Source organism: Agrobacterium tumefaciens, from assembly GCF_017726655.1.
GTDB classification, from domain to species: domain Bacteria; phylum Pseudomonadota; class Alphaproteobacteria; order Rhizobiales; family Rhizobiaceae; genus Agrobacterium; species Agrobacterium tumefaciens_B.
Genome location: NZ_CP072309.1, coordinates 1,112,501 through 1,129,967, shown reverse-complemented (window position 1 = coordinate 1,129,967; position 17,467 = coordinate 1,112,501). Strand labels below are relative to the sequence as shown.

At 56.9% G+C, this 17,467-nt stretch carries 18 protein-coding genes, 1 tRNA gene, 2 rRNA genes and 1 pseudogene (1 of these 22 only partly in view); 4 read left to right on the top strand and 18 right to left on the bottom strand.

Annotated features, from left to right (window positions below; all coding sequences use genetic code 11):
- The first annotated feature begins 2 nt into the window (after nucleotides 1-2).
- Nucleotides 3-737, top strand: coding sequence for a TIGR04290 family methyltransferase (locus AT6N2_RS19455; RefSeq protein ID WP_209090853.1), 735 nt, complete (start codon nucleotides 3-5; stop codon nucleotides 735-737).
- 75 nt (nucleotides 738-812) lie between these two features.
- Here AT6N2_RS19455 and AT6N2_RS19450 read toward each other — a convergent pair whose 3' ends face one another.
- From AT6N2_RS19450 to AT6N2_RS19435, 4 genes are read right to left on the bottom strand one after another with little or no spacing between them, the layout of a single operon-like run.
- Nucleotides 813-959 carry a hypothetical protein gene (locus tag AT6N2_RS19450; protein WP_155737548.1) on the bottom strand — a complete coding sequence of 49 codons (147 nt, stop codon included), beginning with the start codon at nucleotides 957-959 and terminating at the stop codon, nucleotides 813-815.
- Between the two features lie 25 nt (nucleotides 960-984).
- Nucleotides 985-1,209 carry a hypothetical protein gene (locus AT6N2_RS19445; protein WP_209090851.1) on the bottom strand — a complete coding sequence of 75 codons (225 nt, stop codon included), beginning with the start codon at nucleotides 1,207-1,209 and terminating at the stop codon, nucleotides 985-987.
- A 33-nt stretch (nucleotides 1,210-1,242) separates the two neighbouring features.
- Nucleotides 1,243-1,575: a DUF982 domain-containing protein gene (locus AT6N2_RS19440; protein WP_209090849.1), complete on the bottom strand. Its 333-nt coding sequence runs from the start codon at nucleotides 1,573-1,575 to the stop codon at nucleotides 1,243-1,245.
- Nucleotides 1,576-1,586: 11 nt separating this feature from the next.
- Nucleotides 1,587-1,814 carry a hypothetical protein gene (locus tag AT6N2_RS19435; RefSeq protein WP_063950188.1) on the bottom strand — a complete coding sequence of 76 codons (228 nt, stop codon included), beginning with the start codon at nucleotides 1,812-1,814 and terminating at the stop codon, nucleotides 1,587-1,589.
- A gap of 222 nt (nucleotides 1,815-2,036) precedes the next feature.
- Here AT6N2_RS19435 and AT6N2_RS19430 point away from each other — a divergent pair, with 222 nt between their 5' ends.
- Nucleotides 2,037-2,396, top strand: coding sequence for a hypothetical protein (locus AT6N2_RS19430; protein ID WP_209090847.1), 360 nt, complete (start codon nucleotides 2,037-2,039; stop codon nucleotides 2,394-2,396).
- 19 nt (nucleotides 2,397-2,415) lie between these two features.
- Nucleotides 2,416-2,772: a hypothetical protein gene (locus AT6N2_RS19425; protein ID WP_209090845.1), complete on the top strand. Its 357-nt coding sequence runs from the start codon at nucleotides 2,416-2,418 to the stop codon at nucleotides 2,770-2,772.
- A 119-nt stretch (nucleotides 2,773-2,891) separates the two neighbouring features.
- On the opposite strand, the gene AT6N2_RS19420 is transcribed toward AT6N2_RS19425, so the two are convergent.
- Genes AT6N2_RS19420 through AT6N2_RS19410 form a run of 3 tightly spaced genes read right to left on the bottom strand, consistent with a single transcriptional unit; the run spans nucleotide 2,892 to nucleotide 3,999 of the window.
- Nucleotides 2,892-3,548, bottom strand: coding sequence for a class I SAM-dependent methyltransferase (locus AT6N2_RS19420; protein WP_209090843.1), 657 nt, complete (start codon nucleotides 3,546-3,548; stop codon nucleotides 2,892-2,894).
- A 9-nt stretch (nucleotides 3,549-3,557) separates the two neighbouring features.
- Nucleotides 3,558-3,815, bottom strand: coding sequence for a hypothetical protein (locus tag AT6N2_RS19415; RefSeq protein WP_209090841.1), 258 nt, complete (start codon nucleotides 3,813-3,815; stop codon nucleotides 3,558-3,560).
- Nucleotides 3,784-3,999: a hypothetical protein gene (locus AT6N2_RS19410; protein WP_209090839.1), complete on the bottom strand. Its 216-nt coding sequence runs from the start codon at nucleotides 3,997-3,999 to the stop codon at nucleotides 3,784-3,786. The genes AT6N2_RS19415 and AT6N2_RS19410 overlap by 32 nt, the downstream gene beginning before the upstream one ends.
- A gap of 242 nt (nucleotides 4,000-4,241) precedes the next feature.
- Between AT6N2_RS19410 and AT6N2_RS19405 the strand changes: the two genes are divergently transcribed.
- The gene (locus AT6N2_RS19405; protein ID WP_233282554.1) at nucleotides 4,242-5,102 is read left to right on the top strand and encodes a c-type cytochrome; all 861 of its coding nucleotides are present in this window, start codon (nucleotides 4,242-4,244) and stop codon (nucleotides 5,100-5,102) included.
- A gap of 2 nt (nucleotides 5,103-5,104) precedes the next feature.
- Here AT6N2_RS19405 and AT6N2_RS19400 read toward each other — a convergent pair whose 3' ends face one another.
- The 11 genes and pseudogenes from AT6N2_RS19400 to AT6N2_RS19350 form a co-directional block, all read right to left on the bottom strand.
- Nucleotides 5,105-5,518: a c-type cytochrome gene (locus AT6N2_RS19400; protein ID WP_209090837.1), complete on the bottom strand. Its 414-nt coding sequence runs from the start codon at nucleotides 5,516-5,518 to the stop codon at nucleotides 5,105-5,107.
- Entirely contained in the window at nucleotides 5,493-6,386 is an 894-nt protein-coding gene (locus AT6N2_RS19395) for a cytochrome c oxidase assembly protein (protein ID WP_209090835.1), read from the bottom strand. Before AT6N2_RS19395 ends, AT6N2_RS19400 begins: the two co-directional genes overlap by 26 nt.
- 295 nt (nucleotides 6,387-6,681) lie before the next feature.
- On the bottom strand, nucleotides 6,682-7,284 hold the full coding sequence (locus tag AT6N2_RS19390) for a cytochrome c oxidase subunit 3 (protein WP_209090833.1): 603 nt from the start codon (nucleotides 7,282-7,284) through the stop codon (nucleotides 6,682-6,684).
- Nucleotides 7,281-9,164 (bottom strand): cytochrome c oxidase subunit I, encoded by a 1,884-nt coding sequence (ctaD, locus tag AT6N2_RS19385; protein WP_425292758.1) that lies wholly within the window; start codon nucleotides 9,162-9,164, stop codon nucleotides 7,281-7,283. The genes AT6N2_RS19390 and ctaD overlap by 4 nt, the downstream gene beginning before the upstream one ends.
- Nucleotides 9,165-9,190: 26 nt before the next feature.
- On the bottom strand, nucleotides 9,191-10,126 hold the full coding sequence (gene coxB, locus AT6N2_RS19380; RefSeq protein WP_209090831.1) for a cytochrome c oxidase subunit II: 936 nt from the start codon (nucleotides 10,124-10,126) through the stop codon (nucleotides 9,191-9,193).
- A 53-nt stretch (nucleotides 10,127-10,179) separates the two neighbouring features.
- Nucleotides 10,180-10,785: a c-type cytochrome gene (locus AT6N2_RS19375; RefSeq protein ID WP_425292750.1), complete on the bottom strand. Its 606-nt coding sequence runs from the start codon at nucleotides 10,783-10,785 to the stop codon at nucleotides 10,180-10,182.
- Nucleotides 10,786-10,803: 18 nt separating this feature from the next.
- On the bottom strand, nucleotides 10,804-13,206 hold the full coding sequence (locus AT6N2_RS19370) for an FdhF/YdeP family oxidoreductase (RefSeq protein ID WP_209090829.1): 2,403 nt from the start codon (nucleotides 13,204-13,206) through the stop codon (nucleotides 10,804-10,806).
- A gap of 103 nt (nucleotides 13,207-13,309) precedes the next feature.
- Nucleotides 13,310-14,562 (bottom strand): annotated as a pseudogene (locus AT6N2_RS19365) (IS3 family transposase).
- A gap of 119 nt (nucleotides 14,563-14,681) precedes the next feature.
- Nucleotides 14,682-14,758: transfer RNA gene (locus AT6N2_RS19360), tRNA-Met, on the bottom strand.
- Nucleotides 14,759-14,974: 216 nt separating this feature from the next.
- Nucleotides 14,975-15,089: ribosomal RNA gene (gene rrf, locus AT6N2_RS19355) — 5S ribosomal RNA — on the bottom strand.
- Between the two features lie 271 nt (nucleotides 15,090-15,360).
- Nucleotides 15,361-17,467 (bottom strand): 23S ribosomal RNA (locus AT6N2_RS19350); it runs 699 nt beyond the window's last position.

The following is a 17,467-nucleotide window of genomic DNA, read 5'->3' as shown; positions in this document are numbered from 1 at the left end:
CCATGGGGGGCGTTAAAAAGCGCATCATCGAGCTTGGCCCGTGGTTCCAGAACATGGAGATCGCCGGTGTAAAAACCGCACCGGATCATTTTCTCGGGGATTATCCGGCGTTTAAGTGGGAAGGGTTCGCTCATGTCATTCCAGACAATCTCGAGGGTCGGAGCGTTCTCGACATCGGCTGCAATGCCGGCTTCTACAGTCTGGAAATGAAGCGTCGAAATGCGGGGCGTGTGGTCGGGATTGATTCCGACCCGCACTATCTCGATCAGGCCCGCTTCGTGGCCGAACAGTCGAGGCTCGACATCGAATTCCGGCAAATGTCGGTCTATGACGTTGGCTCGCTGAACGAGCGATTTGATCTCGTCATCTTCATGGGTGTCTTTTACCATCTACGCCATCCCCTGCTCGCTCTGGATCTGATTTTTGAGCATGTCGCTGATGACATGATGCTGTTCCAGTCCCTTCAACGGGGCGACGAAAGAACGCTGGCTATAAAAGAAGATTATCCCTTCTCGGAGTGGGCCGTTTTCGACGAACCGTCCTCTCCCAAACTCTTCTTCGTTGAGGAGCGGTACGCGGCCGATCCGACGAACTGGTTCATCCCGAATAAAGCGGCTGTGGAGGCGATGCTGAGGAGCGCTGGGTTTATCATCCAGGGAAATCCGGAACGCGAGGTGTATCTCTGCCGGCGTGGCAAACGCCACTATGCGGCAGAGCCGCCGCCGCAGGCGACGTGAAGGGGCTGACGTCACCCAGAGAAAGGCCGTTTTTGATGAGCCGCCGAACGGCTCTTTAAGACATCCGGGGAGGGATCAACGCCCAATTATCCAGGCGATGACGCCGCCCGCAACAATCAGCAGGATAATAAGACCCAATAAACGCGCCAAGCCTTCGTTGGTGTTCCTGTCGGCACCGACAATGGCCCAATAAAGCGACTTTTCGTCAGTTCGTTCACTCATCTCATGCTCCTCTTCAGCTCTTGTATCACGAGACCCGACCCGGATGCGTTCCCAGGAGGAAGGACAAAGCGATGACGATTGCGAGGGCAAAAATGACCAGCACATAACCGATCATTCTTTTCCAAGTCCTGTTCCGCCCGCGAAAGGCCCCATCATCGATACCGACAGGCGAAAATTTCGAATCCAGCTTTTCGCTGACGGTGCGGTTCAGGTCCTCCTCCGGCCTGATACGTTCTCGTGGCTCCGGCATCGCAACCTCCTGCTTTTTTTGTGGCGACGACGCCTACTGGCGACCCGCTCCCGGTGAAGGATGTTCATCATCCTCCGGCCCGGCAAAAAGAGGCAATTGCTCCTTATCGGAACCGGACTGAAATTGGTGTGGAATGCCGGCCTCCAGACAGGCGGCGATCAAATCCTCGCGCGCAACGGCGGCGGGCCCGTTCCTGAGCAATGCCAAACGACAGCTCCTGAGCGCCCGGCCATAGTGGATGCCCGTCTTGTTCGGCCAGTGTTGTTCAAGCAACTGCACGGCGTCATCGACACCGGAGAGCATGAAGCGGCGGGTTCCCACAAGGAGACCGATTGGATTGGCGCCTAGTTGCGGAACGGTTGCCATTTAATTCTCCATCAACGCGAGTGGCTAAATACAGTGAACGCCGCCCGGGCCGGAATTTCTTCCCGCGCCGGCGATTTCGCTACGTCGTTCGTGCAAGCCGAGAGGAAATTATGCGGCCCTTCGACTTTCTGGTTCGCGAACGCAAGCTTGGTGAGCTTTTTGTCCGTTGCGCCATCCTCATCCAGATTGGCCGTCGAGGGTCTTTTGAGTAGCCATTGGGGATCTCCGTGTTTGAACATGGCCCCGAACCTTGGCAGTCCTGTTTTGTTCCTGTCAAAATACAAAGCGGAATTGAAATATACCCGTTGCTGAAACTCGCCGAGCACTAGGTTCGTATATACCAGACGAAGTCTGCGCAGCCTCGCAGATATTTGATGAAGCCCGATGGGCCTTTATGGCTTGCCGCGCGTATACGCCTTCATGAAACGAGGCGTGGCTGGCGAGCACGCAGGGAGTATTGCATGCGAAGCACAGGACGCTTCACCATCCTTGTCATTGGCGAGGCCAATGATCTTACACCCGAGATCAGGGGGGCATGGGCAGCGGCCCACATCGATCTGCTTGGACCTTACGCTGCGGATGCAATAATCGATGGTCACGATCTGTCGTATACGGCCGCGATAATCGACGTTCGTTACGACGCCGAAATCATGCTGCGCCTGACACAGGAGCTGGAAGAAAGAGGCACGCGCTTTCTCTTCTATGTGTCACAAACGCTTGCTCGGCAGGAGGCTGGCCCCTACGTCCTTTCCGCCCACCCGCGGGATATCAGGAATATTGTTTCTGGTTTGACCGCGCAACAAGGGGGCACCTTCCACTAGAGCTCTTTCGGCTACCTAGATGACCCACAATGCTCTATTCTTCGTTTTTATGCATTCCGCACGAAAAACCGGCGCCAGAGGTTTGCCGGGACGTACCCGGGATCTGACCGATCTGCTGGCGCGCATGCCGGTCGCTTTAAAGAAATTGCTCCTGCTTCCAACGCTTATAGGGTGCAAGCGCCTGACCGGGAAAACGGTTTTCGATTTCACTAGCTGTCAACTCAACCTGGGCGGCGACCTCATCCAGACCTTCTTCTTCGCTCCTGATTTCAAGCTCTCGCATTTTCTGAAACAGTTCGTCGTCGGTCGCAACGCGAAAGAATTCGGCAAGGTCGGTCTCGTCTGTCATTGTAAGTCCCGGCGTTATTGCGGTTAAGGCAGAAAGCTGAACAAGCACCGCCTCTCATCATCGACAAACGGCGATAGAAATCGTTTGTTCCTTCAGCATTCGATCTCCGGGAACAGCTGCTTTTGCATGAGCATCACAGCCTCGCCTCAACGCCTTTGGCGACCGATGCGAAGAAGACGGAAATACCCGGTCGGGCGAATTTTTCTGTTTTCGATCATCTGAAAAGATGGGTTCTTTTGCAGCCATCTTTCGATCTCTTCGATGTGAAAGGCAGAACTCAAACCGATTTGTTGCGCTAGCGGCGACACCAATTGCTCGACCCGACGCACCGCGCCCGCACTATCTGTGATCTTGCTGACGATCACGATTTCCCCCTTTGGTCGAAGCACGCGCGCGCAGTCGGAAAGCAGACGATCTGTATCCGGTATCAGCGGCATGACAAAGGGAAGCGAGATCACGTCAAAAGAATTGTCGTCGAAGGATAGATCGCAGGCATCCATGACATGAAGAGCTTTGACGTGCGGCAAAGATCCAAGCGCGACTTTCTGTTTCGCTCTCAAAAGCATGTCCTGCGACAGATCGATACCGGTTACGGTAGTTGTCGGCGGATAGAGTGGAAGCACGAGGCCAGTTCCCACGCCGATTTCGAGGACGTCGCCTGCGACGTTGCCCGCACATCGCGCCAGCTCAACCTGCGCGGGCCTTAGGAAATAGCCATAGACCCGGTCATAAATCGGCGCCCACAAGCGGTAAGCCTTTCGCTGCTGTTCGCGTTTTGCATCGATTGCGTCTGTTGCCTGCAAGTCTTTGCCTCAGCGTGAAACGAATTTGTTAAAGCGGCTTTCGCCTTTGGACGTCTTATCCTGATGAAGGAACGCCAGTTTTCTTTCTTCGAAGATTTCAAAAAACTCGTCCCAGGAAATCTCTGTCAGGTCCTCTTCCGGTTTGCCGAAATCAATCCGCAGGATACCTCCGTCACCGGAGACGTCCACCTTGGCGGGGCGACCATCGCGTTCCTCGACCCATTTCCTTATTGTTTCATGGTCGGTGGTTGTCGCTGCTTCCGTCATTGTGCTCATCCTTGTCACTGCCGCCGTACCGTTCTTTGCGCATGCGGTCGGCGTTTTCCTTTGCTTTCTGCCGGTCCTCCCGGCTGACATCCCCGTCTGCAGATCGGGCGTCGTCGCTACCGGGTTCTGGCTTCACGTTGTCTCTGTCGCTTTCCATTGCCTGCCCCTTGTAAAAACCAATCATGGGCTTCGGTTCACAACCCAACCCAGCAGCTGCCAAGATGTTCCAGCCAGGGCAGGTTTGCGCGCTACTGGGATAGCAAGGAACCGGGAATGTTCATGAAAGTTCGATACAAGAAGATCGCGCGGCCCCGCCGTCGCCATTGAGGATGGACATGATCGATGATGATCCCCCATGCTGCCGTTTCTCATTCGTTGCTGCGGTTTCGCCTGGTACTCGTTGGGGCCTGCATCGCAGGAGTTGCATTGACTGCCTTCTGGTTTTTGACTGCTCCGAAAACACTCTTTGATCAGGCCGATCCCCGCCTTACCGCGGGCGATCCACAGGTGGGAAGACTGGTGTTCCTTGCTGGAAGCTGCGGGTCGTGTCACGCGACACCGGGTCAGGCAAATCCTCTTCTTCTCGGCGGCGGCATGGCGCTCGCTTCCCCCTTCGGTGTGTTTCGGCCACCCAATATTTCTCCCGACGTTAAGGATGGTATCGGCTCGTGGTCGGCGGCTGATCTCGCCAACGCATTGATTGCAGGCGTTTCTCCCGCCGGCCGTCACTATTATCCTGCTTTTCCCTATACGAGCTATACAGGCATGGACGTGCGGGATGTCGCACACCTCTATGCCTACTTAAGGACTTTGCCGGCGGTTTCCGGCCGCCCACCGCCGCACGACCTCCCGTTCTTTGCGCGCATCCGACGTTTGATCGGGCTCTGGAAGCTCTTCTTTTTCGCCAGGCAACGCCAAGCGCCGAATGTTGCCGGTGACGCCGTCTTCAATCGCGGCGCCTACCTTGTCGAGGCTGTCACGCATTGCGCTGAATGTCATTCCACGCGCAATGTTCTCGGAGCAATCAAACCCACAACGCGCTATGCTGGCGGCCCGGATGCAGAGGGAACAGGCTTCGTGCCAAATATCACAGCACGCCGTCTGTCCGGTTGGACGCAAGCCGATGTCTCGGAGATGCTCGCAACGGGCAAGACCCCGCAAGGCGGGCACGTTGGCTCCGCAATGGTGGATGTCGTCGCCAATCTCTCGCAACTCCCTCAGGCCGACCGCGACGCCATCGCGCGCTACATCAAATCCCTGCCCCCGGTCGAAACCCCGCATCCGTAAGGTCATCTGGCATAAAGGTAGGCAGCAACATGCCGCGCCTCGGTTTCAGTTATCCCTGTCTCGGGCATCGCCGTCCGCTTGGAAAAATCCGTTGGAGACACGATCCAGCGGACGAGATTGTCCGGGGTGTTGTTGAGACCGTCGCCAATATAGACCCGTTCCCGAACCATGGTCAGTTCGCCGCCCACCTTCCCATCGGCGCCCGCAACGCCGGGAATCGTATGGCACCCGCTACAGCCGTAGCGGCGAAAAATTGCGGGCGCGAGCGTTTCATCCCCGCCAGTCATCGCTGTCGCGACCGCACTTCTCTGCGACCCGTCCTTGACGATGGCGACGGCGACGCCGGTGAGAACCGCGGTTGTCAAAACCGCAGAAATGACGAGGCCAGCTTTAAACGGCAGGAGCGTGACTGTCATAACCACCTCGCTTGCTGGAGCGTGAAATCCACGCTGCCATCATCATGAGTGCCGCTCCCGCATAGATGATGCCGCCCGGCACCCACATCAGAAGGCCGGCTAGCTGTTGATCCTCAAACGGCGTCAGACCCCATGCGGGCGCGGCCTCCGTTTGCGACACGTAAAAGACCCGGGGCGCAAGGGCGATCAACGCACCCAGAATGCTCGTGTGCATCATCGTCACGAATAGATGCCAGGCTGCCACTCCCTTCCCAGAGCGCCAGAGCACGGACCACCAAAACAGGATCGCCGTCAGGAAAAAGGAAAGATGCTGCAGCCGGTGCAGCGTCACGTCCGTAACCGTCGCATCGAATATGTCCGGCGCGTGCCAGACCCAAATGGCGGCACCGTGCAGCGTTGTCGCAACCGCCCCGCCGGCAAGCAGGTTCCACGATGCCCGGACCGGCTTTGCGGTCATGCCAGCCGCGATGAGGTGGCGGACACGCCTGGGCACGCTCCAGAGGATGAAGCCAACGGGCCGGGCAAGGACGATTAGCGGCGCGGCAACCGCCATGACCAGCTCATGTTCGATCATATGGAATGTGAAAAGATGTTCGCCCATGAAATGGATGGGCGAGACAAGGGCTGCAACAAGGACAAGCAGGCCGCTGTAGAAAGCCAGAGCGGATTTAGTCATTTCCCGGCTTTTCCCCGATCGGCGTCGCAGCCGAAGGAAACCCGCACCGGCGAGCACGGCCGAAAGGATGATCGGACTGACGATCCAGGCATCGAATGTCCATGTCGCCGCGGATGCGTGCTCCTCTCCCTGATGCGCTGCAATCGGGCTGGCGCTGGCGAGAACCACGATGATCAGTGTCAACGCGCGCATGGGCTTAGCAGCAATGATGCTGTCCCTTGCAGAAGAAGCGCAAAAGCAAAAATAAGGGCGATGAGCACACTCAACGACGCGATGAACAAGGAAAGCCGCGACGTCTCAACACCTCTCCTTCCTTGCGCGATAACAGCCGACGCAAGTGCGACCACAGCGCAGCCGAATGAGACGGCCGCCGTGACGTTCACAGCGATGGCGCAGTCTGCCGGAGGCAGTACTTGACCGAGTTGGGTGTTGAGCAGCCAGGCCACTGGAGCGAAAAACAGCCTCGCATAATTTGCGAACCTTGATGTCATAGCCGCGGTATCCAGTAAATGCAGAGATAGAGCGGTAGCCAGGTAACGACGACGAAGTTCCAGTAGAGGGCATTGTCCTGCACGTCCCCGTAGCGGCGCGGACTATCTCCGTGCCGGGTGAACATCAGGCAGGTGAGGACGATCGTATCGATAAGGTCTGTGAGAATGTGGGTCGTGTGCAGCCCAAGTATCGTCCAGACGATAGAGCCATAGGCGTTGTCGTCCCATTTCACCTGAAGGGCCGGGAATTCGAACGCCCGCAGGCAGATGAGGGCGATGCCAGCCGCAGACATGACCACGAGCCCGACCCGAACGTGGCCGAGCTGGCGCTGGCGGGCCCACCGCGCGACCATCATGTTAGGGATGACGCTGAGGATAAGAACCGCCGTCAAAATGAGCCCGGCGTTCAAGTCGGGCACTGGCGCGTCGATGGGCCAGCGGGGCGCAAGGCTCATCAGATAGAGATAGACGGCGATCGCCAGGGAAAAGCCCGTTCCTTCAATCAACATGAACGCGCATGTTCCCCACCAGGCAGGGCTTGCTGTGCCCGTTCCAGAGATTGGTAGCTTCGACACGTCGAGAACAGCACGCTCTTTCACGATTCTTCCTCCGCCGTTCCCTTCGGCCAGAACCAGCCGATAAGCGCGATTGCAATCGGGATCGACCCCCACACGACTGCCCAGGCGGAAAACATCGACCAGATAAGCATGATCGAGGTCGCAATGGCCGCCCAGAAGGGCCACACGGAGTCGGTCGGCGAGGCTTCCCGTGCCTCGGGCTGTGCTTCGCCCACGCTGGTGACCAGAATTTCACGGCGATCTGCCCGCAGGCCGACAGCAACAGGAAACTCAGTCCGAGCCGCCCATAGAGGGTCGCGGTTTTGGACGACGGGAATGGAGCGGAAATTGAATGAAGGAGGCGGTGACGTCGTCGCCCATTCAAGTGTCGCCGCCCCCCAGGGATTGTCTCCGGCAGGTCTTCCCGTGTGGAAACTCCTCACAACATCGATGAAGAAGACAAGGAACCCGGCCGCCAGCAAAAATGCGCTCAGGCTCACGAAAAAATTGAGACCGGCCCACGGCAATTCCGGTTGATAGGTGTAGACCCGTCGCGGCATTCCAAGAAGTCCGAGCATATGCATCGGGAAGAAGGTCAGGTGGAAGCCGATGAAAATCATCCAGAAGCTGAGGCGGCCGAGTTTTTCGCTCATCATGCGTCCTGTCATTTTCGGAAACCAGTAATAGACGGCCGCGATCAACGGGAAGACCGCGCCGCCGATCAGGACGTAATGGAAGTGAGCGACCACGAAGTAGGTATCGTGAACCTGGGTATCAAAAGGCACCGATGCGACCATGACGCCCGTCAGCCCGCCGATCACGAAGGTCACGATAAACCCTAGGATGAACAGAAGCGGTGTCTTGAAGACGGGGCGCCCCGCCCATAATGTGGCCAGCCAACAGAAAATCTGGACGCCTGCCGGTACGGAAATCGCCATGCTCGACGCCGTGAAGAAACTTTCGCCAAGCTTTGGCAGACCAGCGACGAACATGTGGTGGACCCAGAGACCGAAAGAGAGGACACCGGTCGAAATCAGCGCCATGACCATCGCGAGATATCCGAAGACCGGTCGGCCAACGAAAGCGGGCAGAATGGTGGATACCATTCCGACGGCGGGAAGAAAGATGATGTAGACCTCAGGATGGCCAAAAAACCAGAAGACATGCTGCCAGAGAAGCGCGTCTCCGCCCTCGGCGGGATTGTAGAAATGGGTGCCCACCAGCCTGTCCATTATCAGTGTTGAGCTGGCAAACATGATCGCCGGCATGGCGATGATGACGAGAAATGCCATTACCAACATAGACCAGACGAGCAGCGGGATGCGGTCGAGTGACATTCCGGGCGCCCGCTGCTTGAAGACAGTCACGACAATCTCGACCGCAATCGAAAGGGCGGAAAGCTCGGTAAAGGTAATCATCTGCGCCCAGATATCCGCCCGCTTTCCGGCCCCATATTCGGGGCCCGCAAGCGGAACATAGGCAAACCAGCCAACGTCGGGTGCGCTGTCGAGCAGGAACGACAACCACAGGAGCAGCCCGCCCACAAGGAATACCCAATAAGAGTAGGCATTGAGCCGGGGAAAGGCGATATTGCGGGTTCCCACCATTAGCGGCACGAAATAGACCGCCATCGCTTCCATGACAGGCACGGCGAAAAGGAACATCATGTTTGCGCCGTGCATCGTGAAAATCTGATTATAGCGATCCGGATCGATGAAGCGGGCTTCGGGCGTAGCAAGCTGTACGCGCATCACGAGCGCGAGTATCCCGCCCAGGATGAGGAATACAAAAGCCGTGACAATGTATCTTCTTGCAATGACCTTGTGATCGACGGTGGCGATTGCGCCCCAGAATCCAGGACGGGGATCCCAGGTCTTGTGTAACTTTTCGTCGAGTTGCGACGCCGACAGATGACTATCCATGACCGCAGGAGCTCTTTCGTCGGGCATCATTTGAGCCCCTCCATATAGGCGGATACCTGCCTCAACTCCTCGCCGGTCAACGGAACCAAAGGCATGTTGTTGCCGGGTTTCAGCGTTTGCGGTTCGGTGATCCAGGCTGCAAACGAGCCCCTGGTTGTTGCCAAAAGACCTGCTCCGATCGTTTGCCGACTGCCAACATGAGTAAGGTCGGGACCGTTTAGACCGGCGGCAGGCGTTCCCCTGATCGTATGGCAGGCGGCACATTGCCTGCCCATGAAGACGGCCATGCCGGCCCGCGCTTCCGCACTGTCCGGCGGTAACGCATCATCCTTTTGTCGTTCAGTCCAGCGGCGATAGTCAGCCTCCTCCTCGGCAATCACCATGAAGGCCATATGACTATGTTGGAGCCCGCAGAATTCAGCGCATTGACCTCGATAAACACCTGGTCTATCGGCCCGAAATGTCAGCATATTCTCGCGGCCCGGCACCAGGTCCATCTTGCCTGCCAGGCTCGGCACCCAGAAGGAATGAATGACATCGGCACTTTCAAGCATCACGCGGATAGTGCGGCCAACAGGAATATGCATCTCATTTGCGGTCTGAAACGACTGATCGGAACCCTTCGCTTCATAAACGAACTGCCACCACCATTGCTGGGCACGGACCCGGATCGTTACAGCGGCGTCGTCGTTGACATCCAACGCCCGCGTGGTCAAAAAGCTCGCGACAGTCAAGCCCGCGACAATAAATGTGGTGGCGGCAACCGCAACCGCGACCACGATCGACAGCCTCCTCTGGTTGTGCGGGTCCTCGGCGGTGACCTTCTTGCGATGCCGCAGCAGCGCCCAGACCAGAATGCAAACGACGAGGATCCAGACGACGACACTGATGCCGACGATGAGAACGATCAGTTCTTTCAACTTAGAGGCAGCGGGCCCTGCGGTATGCAATGCCGACTGCATGCCGCTGCAGCCGGAAAGCAGGGTGAGACCGACAAGAAGGGCGGCGGGCGTCTTCAAGGCACCGGACCTTCTGGTCTCCTCCACGCTTTGCCTTCGTTGAAGAGAATTGCAGCCGGTGCACGATTTTCCGCGGGCCGTGTCTGGCGATCATCATTGCGCGCCGGCGCCGAAACTCTCGCCGAATAGGCACCAATGGTCCTGACATATCCGGCAAGCTGCCAGATCTGGTCTGTCGTCATCCTGTCGCCAAACGATGGCATTCCACCGGGGCGACCATCCCTGATCGAGCCGGCAATAGACATCATCGAGGGCCCGTAAATCCAGTCGCCATCCAGAAAGGAAGGTCCTTTTCCACCCTGCCCTTCAGCGTGGCATGACGCGCATCCGAACCAGCCGTAGAGCCGCTTTCCCTGCGAAAGATCATAGGCTGTGCGTTCGAACGGTTTCCCAAGGGCGAAATAGACTTCGGGAGGCGCGCCGGAAACGGGAACAGGCATAAAGCGGAGCTGGTTGAGCGCGGACATTATCGGAGGATCGCCGCGAAACACACGGGGCTCCCGCCAGTACCCGATGATCGCTGCAACACCGACCGCCACCATTCCCAGACCCGACCAGAAAACCATGCCGGAAAGAGTCGCGCGTTCTGTCGTCCTCCCCATGCTGCACCTCGACAATCCTCAATTGTTCGGAACAGTTGTTGATGGCTCCAGTCGGACCGGCAGCAGCTTGTAAGACGGGGTCTTGGCCTTGGGGCTGTGGTGAGCGAGCGGAAACAGGGGGTTGGTTTCCGGAAAATAGGCAGCGCAACAGCCGGAAGGGATGTCATAGGTGACAATCCGAAAGCCGCGCACAGCCCGCACCGTCTCCGGCTCGATCGCCGTGACGATATCAACGATATCACCATCGGCAAAACCGAGCAGCGCGATATCGTCGGCGTTCATGAAAATGACCTGACGTGTTCCCTCCACGCCACGGAACCGGTCGCTGTAACCGTAAACCGTCGTGTTAAACTGGTCGTTGGATCGAAGCGTAGCAAGGTGGAGGACATCCGATGCCGCGGCGTCAAACGGAAACTCCGGAAAAAGGCGGTCCGGTGTGAGAAAATTCGCCTTGCCACTTTTCGTCACCCATTTGCGTTCGCGCGCTGGTAAGGGACGCGGAATTCCACCGGGCTGGAAAAGCCGCTTATTGAAATTTTTGAACGTCTCTGGATAGGTCTCCTCTATGGCGTCGCGGATGAGCGCGTAATCATCCACCCATTGTTTCCAGGGAACATCGCCGCGCGTGAGCGTCGCCAGCGCCATTCCGGCGATGATCGCAGGCTCTGACCGCAACTCCGGGCTTGCCGGTTTCGATCTTCCTCTCGAGCCATGGAAATGGGCAACGGAGCTTTCCATGGAAACAGCCTGCGGGCCTGTAGCCTGGTCGTCGATTTCGATACGCCCAAGACAGGGAAGCAGGTAAGCAATCTCGCCGTGAATGACGTGACTGCGATTGAGCTTCGTGGCGATCTGCACCGTCAGCCGCAAGTTCCGCCACGCCGCCTCCATGGCATCCGTCTCTGGCGCGGCGCGCAGAAAATTGCCCCCGAGGCTGACAAATGCCCTTGTTTCCCCAGAAAGGATGGATTTGCAGCTGTCGACCGTCGAGTGGCCCTCCCAGGTCGGAGGCTCAAAATCATAAAGTTCCGCCAGCTTGTCCAGGGGAACCAGGCCCGGTTTTTCGGTGATGCCAACAGTTCGCTGCCCCTGGACATTGGAATGCCCCCGGACCGCACAGATGTTTGCGCCGGGCTTGCCGATGTTCCCCCGCAGCAGAGCAAGATTTGCGACCATGTGCACATTTTCGACGCCCATCAGATGTTGGGTAAGGCCCATGCCATAGACCATCATCACCGCGTTGGATTCGGCATAGATCGAGGCTGCCTCCATCATTTCTTTGCGGGCCAGACCCGAAACGCGCTCCAGTTCCTCCCAGCCGTAGCTGCGGGCTACCTCTGCGAATTCCTCAAAACCGGCGGTGTGCTCCGCGAGAAAGTCATGATCGAGAACGTTCTTCCTGTCGGCTGCGGCAATGGAGGCCGCGAAGGCGACGGTTGCTGCATTTTCCGGGTCTCGCGGTTGTGCGTCGGAACCGGAGACCTTGCTGTCTCCGCGCGCCTGGAAGGCGTCGTCGGCTTCGATGAGGGCTTTGCAGATACCGAATAGCGCAGCAATATCGCCGCCGTTCTTCACCTGATAATACTTCGTGGAAATGGGTGTGGCCGGTGTCGCAAGCATCTGGGCGGGCGACTGCGGGTTGACGAAGCGCTCCAACCCGGGTTCGCGCAGCATATTAAACGTCAGGATTTTGACGCCGCGATCCACCGCGTCCTGGAGATCATGAAGAAGGCGGGGTGAGGAGGTCGCAACATTCTGCGCGATATAGAAGATGCAGTCGCAATTCTCAAAGTCGGAAAGGACCGCGGTTCCGACAGACGCGCCAATGCTTTCGGGCAGTCCAACGGACGAGCTCTCGTGACACATGTTCGAGGAATCCGGCAGATTGTTGCTGCCATAAATGCGGGCAAAAAGCTGGTACATGTAGGATGCTTCGAGCGACGCGCGGCCGGAGGTGTAAAACTCGGCCTGTTCGGGGGCGATCGCTCGCAATTCCCGGCCGATTTCGTCGAATGCTTCCTCCCAACTGACCGGAAGATATTTGTCGGACGACGCATCCCAACGCATCGGGTGGGTGAGCCTCCCCTGTTCCTCCAGGTCGTGATCGCGCCAGCTCTCCAGCTCTGCCAAGGTGTGTTTTTCAAAAAATTCCCTGTCGGCACGACGGTTCGTCACTTCCCACGCGGTGGCCTTCGCACCGTTTTCACAAAATTCCAAAGGGTGGGTTTTTGCCGGCTTCGCCCAGGCACAGCTGACGCACATATACCCCTGAGGCTTGTTCTGGTGCTTCAGCAATGTCGCGCCTGAAAGAGGAACATGCTCCCGCATCAACACCTCCCCAACCGACTTCGCTGACCCCCAACCACCGGCCGGACCCGGCTTGAAACCAATATCGGGATCTCTTTTGCGCCGCGATGTCATGGTCGATGTACTCCCGATTGATGCCTTTCCGAACTTTCGAAAGCGGTCCCGGTTTCCATTCGGCAGAAAAATTTTCGTGTGGGATTTGTGAATCCGTGTGACGTCATCCCGACCCAAATGAGCATAAGCTGGTGGCGGACTGACGCGCCCGCAAGTTTCGTCCAGCTTTGAATTCGCTCCAGCGGTCTTGGGTTCCGTATTTAGGGCGGTAACGGCCGGTGGCAATGAGGAACCATTCCGGCTGCGCAGCACCGTATCACGTCCCGGGTTGATGGTCTGGGTGGTCTCGGCAGGTGTCATCCAGCCGGGGCCGGAATGCGGTCGGTGATCGTTGTAATCGCTGCGCCAGTCTAAAGCGCTAATCGAGCATGGCTTAGTGACGAGAAGAGCGTTTCATTCAGGAACTCATCTCGCAGCAACACCTTGAAGCTTTCGATGAAGGCGTCCTGGATCGGCTTGCCGGTGCGATGTGGTGCCACTTTACTGTTGCCCGGTCGGCTCATTGCAGGATCGCGTTGCCGGTGAACGCACTGCAATTTTCGCTGACGATCATCTTCGGCTTGCCCCGTCCCTCGATGATCCGATCCAGCTGACGAGCAACCCGTAGGGCCGAGAGCGATGTATCGGCGCCGTTGCCCAGGCATTCTCTAGTGCGATCATCAACGATCGCTGGCGCCCGGAGCCTGCGGCCATCGTGAGCTGATCCGACACGAAGTCCAGCGACAGGAGATCAGTGGCCGTCTTCGGGACCAGTATCGGCGCAGGAGTGCCGATTGCTCGTTTCCAGCCGCCGCGCTTGCGCACCGCCAGCTTCTCCTTCCGATACAGCCGGAAGAGCTTCTTGTGGTTTACAAGGTGTCCCGGACGCCTGAGAAGCACGTGAATGCGTCGATATCCGGAGCGGCGGAGTTCATGCGCCAATGCTTTCATTTGCTCGCGAAGACGATCATCGTCGCTGCGCCTGATTTCCTAGCGGATTGTCATTCGGCTAAAGCCCATTGCTTTACACGCCCGCCGTTCGCTCATCTCGTGGTGAACCGTCCGATGCACGACAGCTTTCCGCCTGGCTGCGGGGGTCACCACTTGTTTCCAAAAAGATCTTTCAAAGCTGCATTGTTGAGCATCGCGTACGCCAGAAGCCGCTTCAGCTTCGCGTTCTCGTCTTCAAGCGTCTTCAGGCGCTTGGCTTCGAATACGTCCAAGCCACTGAGTTTTCTCTACAATTATAGATGCTGGCATCGCTGACGCCGTGCTTGGGCAGAGTTCCGAGGCCGGCGGAGCCGCATCGTGCTCCTTCAGAAGGCCGATGATCTGTCCGTCTGCGAAACGAGTGTGCTTTTTTCTGGTCTTCTCAATGGGCCAGAGCTTAGTTCAAAATTGATTATTTCAACGGGGCAAAGTCATTCATGGCCCGAACGCAAAAAGCCGCCCAGTTGGTACGGCTGATGCGCGCGATTTGGTATCGCAATTTGATTTGGTTGCGGGGGCAGGATTTGAACCTGCGGCCTTCAGGTTATGAGCCTGACGAGCTACCGGGCTGCTCCACCCCGCGTTACCAGCGCATTCGGCAAAGCCGAATGTCGCGTCTACGTCGTTGCTTTAGCGACGACGGATTTCTTTCGGAGTAAATTGCACAGCAATTTATCTCCTGTAAGGGACGCATTATCATTTGTGCCTGTTATAGCACAAAGGCCGCTTGAGCGGCCTTTTTGATTTGGGCATTGGCCCATTTTGGTGATTTGAGAAGATTTTGTGTTGCGTTTTGCAGACCTGGCAGCGACCTACTCTCCCGCGTCTTGAGACGAAGTACCATTGGCGCTGGGGCGTTTCACGGCCGTGTTCGGAATGGGAACGGGTGCAGCCGCCCCGCGATAACCACCAGGTCGGCAAAACGCAACAACGAAAGTTGTTTTCGAGAAGCTGGGAAGCTTGCGCTTCGTTTTAATTTACACGTCTTTCTGTGACCGATCCGTATTCCACCGTTGCTCGAGATCGAGCGTGGCACCGATACAGGACGCTAGTCCGTCGCCTCTGGTTTTTGCCTTGGCAAAATACCCTGACGGCGCGCCGTCTGCAGCGTAGTGGCCGAAGGCCACGTCAGCGTGAAGACAGAACAGATCATCGAGCTTGGCTTGATGAACATAATCAATGGGAACGAAGAAGTCGATCGAGCTATTAGTAACGGTAAGCTTCACACATTGCTGTGCTTCCACACCCGTCCTATCAACGTGGTCGTCTTCCACGGCTCTGATAGGGAACACTCGTTTTCAGGTTGGTTTCCCGCTTAGATGCCTTCAGCGGTTATCCATTCCGTATATAGCTACTCTGCTATGCCCTTGGCAGGACAACAGATCCACCAGAGATACGTCCATCCCGGTCCTCTCGTACTAGGGACAGATCCTGTCAATATTCCTACACCCACGGCAGATAGGGACCGAACTGTCTCACGACGTTCTGAACCCAACTCACGTACCGCTTTAAATGGCGAACAGCCATACCCTTGGGACCTGCTCCAGCCCCAGGATGCGATGAGTCGACATCGAGGTGCCAAACAACCCCGTCGATATGGACTCTTGGGGGTCATCAGCCTGTTATCCCCGGCGTACCTTTTATCCGTTGAGCGATGGCCCTTCCACACGGGACCACCGGATCACTATGACCGACTTTCGTCTCTGCTCGACTTGTCAGTCTCGCAGTCAGGCTAGCTTATGCCATTGCACTCGACGACCGATTTCCGACCGGTCTGAGCTAACCATCGCGCGCCTCCGTTACTCTTTCGGAGGCGACCGCCCCAGTCAAACTACCCACCATACACTGTCCCGGATCCGGATAACGGACCGCGGTTAGACATCCACGAAGATAAGGGTGGTATTTCAAGGATGGCTCCACACAGACTGGCGTCCATGCTTCAAAGCCTACCACCTATCCTACACATGCCTTGGCGAATGCCAGTGTAAAGCTATAGTAAAGGTGCACGGGGTCTTTCCGTCTGACCGCAGGAACCCCGCATCTTCACGGGGAATTCAATTTCACTGAGTCTATGTTGGAGACAGCGGGGAAGTCGTTACGCCATTCGTGCAGGTCGGAACTTACCCGACAAGGAATTTCGCTACCTTAGGACCGTTATAGTTACGGCCGCCGTTTACTGGGGCTTCAGTTCAGAGCTTGCACCCCTCCCTTTAACCTTCCAGCACCGGGCAGGCGTCAGACCCTATACGTCGTATTGCTACTTCGCAGAGCCCTGTGTTTTTGATAAACAGTCGCTACCCCCTGGTCTGTGCCACCCCATCATACTTGCGTACAAAAGGGTCACGCTTCTTCCGAAGTTACGCGTGCAATTTGCCGAGTTCCTTCAACATAGTTCTCTCAAGCGCCTTGGTATACTCTACCTGACCACCTGTGTCGGTTTCGGGTACGGTCTATACGGTGGAGCTATTTCCTGGAACCTCTTCGCCGCCCAACCAATCCAATAAGGTTGAACAACACACGAGATCCGTCACTACCACCAGGCCCACGAATATTAACGTGGTTCCCATCGACTACGCGTGTCCGCCTCGTCTTAGGGGCCGGCTAACCCTGCTCAGATTAACTTTAAGCAGGAACCCTTGGTCTTTCGGCGAGGGAGTCTCTCACTCCCTTTATCGTTACTCATGTCAACATTCGCACTTCCGATATCTCCAGCAGCCCTCACGGGTCCGCCTTCACAGACTTACGGAACGCTCCGCTACCACTGCGGCAACCCAAAGGTTGCTACAATCCTCAGCTTCGGTGCATGGCTTTAGCCCCGTTACATTTTCGGCGCAAAGACCCTTATTTAGACCAGTGAGCTGTTACGCTTTCTTTAAATGATGGCTGCTTCTAAGCCAACATCCTGGTTGTTTTGGGATCCTCACATCCTTTCCCACTTAGCCATGACTTGGGGACCTTAGCTGGAGGTCAGGGTTGTTGCCCTTTTCACGACGGACGTTAGCACCCGCCGTGTGTCTGCCGACTAGTACTCCTCGGTATTCGGAGTTTGGTTAGGATCAGTAAGACGGTGAGTCCCCATAGCCCATCCAGTGCTCTACCCCCGAGGGTATTCGGTCGACGCTCTACCTAAATAGATTTCGCGGAGAACCAGCTATTTCCGAGTTTGATTGGCCTTTCACCCCTAGCCACAAGTCATCCCGAACTATTGCAACAGTTATGGGTTCGGCCCTCCAGTTGGTGTTACCCAACCTTCAGCCTGCTCATGGCTAGATCACTCGGTTTCGGGTCTAAT

What these genes read in the sequence shown, in the direction of transcription:
- AT6N2_RS19455 (WP_209090853.1), top strand. Translation starts at nt 3, where the DNA reads ATGGGGGGCGTTAAAAAGCGCATCATCGAGCTTGGCCCGTGGTTCCAG.
- AT6N2_RS19450 (WP_155737548.1), bottom strand. Translation starts at nt 959, where the DNA reads ATGAGTGAACGAACTGACGAAAAGTCGCTTTATTGGGCCATTGTCGGT.
- AT6N2_RS19445 (WP_209090851.1), bottom strand. Translation starts at nt 1,209, where the DNA reads ATGCCGGAGCCACGAGAACGTATCAGGCCGGAGGAGGACCTGAACCGC.
- AT6N2_RS19440 (WP_209090849.1), bottom strand. Translation starts at nt 1,575, where the DNA reads ATGGCAACCGTTCCGCAACTAGGCGCCAATCCAATCGGTCTCCTTGTG.
- AT6N2_RS19435 (WP_063950188.1), bottom strand. Translation starts at nt 1,814, where the DNA reads ATGTTCAAACACGGAGATCCCCAATGGCTACTCAAAAGACCCTCGACG.
- AT6N2_RS19430 (WP_209090847.1), top strand. Translation starts at nt 2,037, where the DNA reads ATGCGAAGCACAGGACGCTTCACCATCCTTGTCATTGGCGAGGCCAAT.
- AT6N2_RS19425 (WP_209090845.1), top strand. Translation starts at nt 2,416, where the DNA reads ATGACCCACAATGCTCTATTCTTCGTTTTTATGCATTCCGCACGAAAA.
- AT6N2_RS19415 (WP_209090841.1), bottom strand. Translation starts at nt 3,815, where the DNA reads ATGACGGAAGCAGCGACAACCACCGACCATGAAACAATAAGGAAATGG.
- AT6N2_RS19410 (WP_209090839.1), bottom strand. Translation starts at nt 3,999, where the DNA reads ATGATTGGTTTTTACAAGGGGCAGGCAATGGAAAGCGACAGAGACAAC.
- AT6N2_RS19400 (WP_209090837.1), bottom strand. Translation starts at nt 5,518, where the DNA reads ATGACAGTCACGCTCCTGCCGTTTAAAGCTGGCCTCGTCATTTCTGCG.
- AT6N2_RS19395 (WP_209090835.1), bottom strand. Translation starts at nt 6,386, where the DNA reads ATGCGCGCGTTGACACTGATCATCGTGGTTCTCGCCAGCGCCAGCCCG.
- ctaD (WP_425292758.1), bottom strand. Translation starts at nt 9,164, where the DNA reads ATGGATAGTCATCTGTCGGCGTCGCAACTCGACGAAAAGTTACACAAG.
- coxB (WP_209090831.1), bottom strand. Translation starts at nt 10,126, where the DNA reads ATGCAGTCGGCATTGCATACCGCAGGGCCCGCTGCCTCTAAGTTGAAA.
- AT6N2_RS19375 (WP_425292750.1), bottom strand. Translation starts at nt 10,785, where the DNA reads ATGGGGAGGACGACAGAACGCGCGACTCTTTCCGGCATGGTTTTCTGG.
- AT6N2_RS19370 (WP_209090829.1), bottom strand. Translation starts at nt 13,206, where the DNA reads ATGACATCGCGGCGCAAAAGAGATCCCGATATTGGTTTCAAGCCGGGT.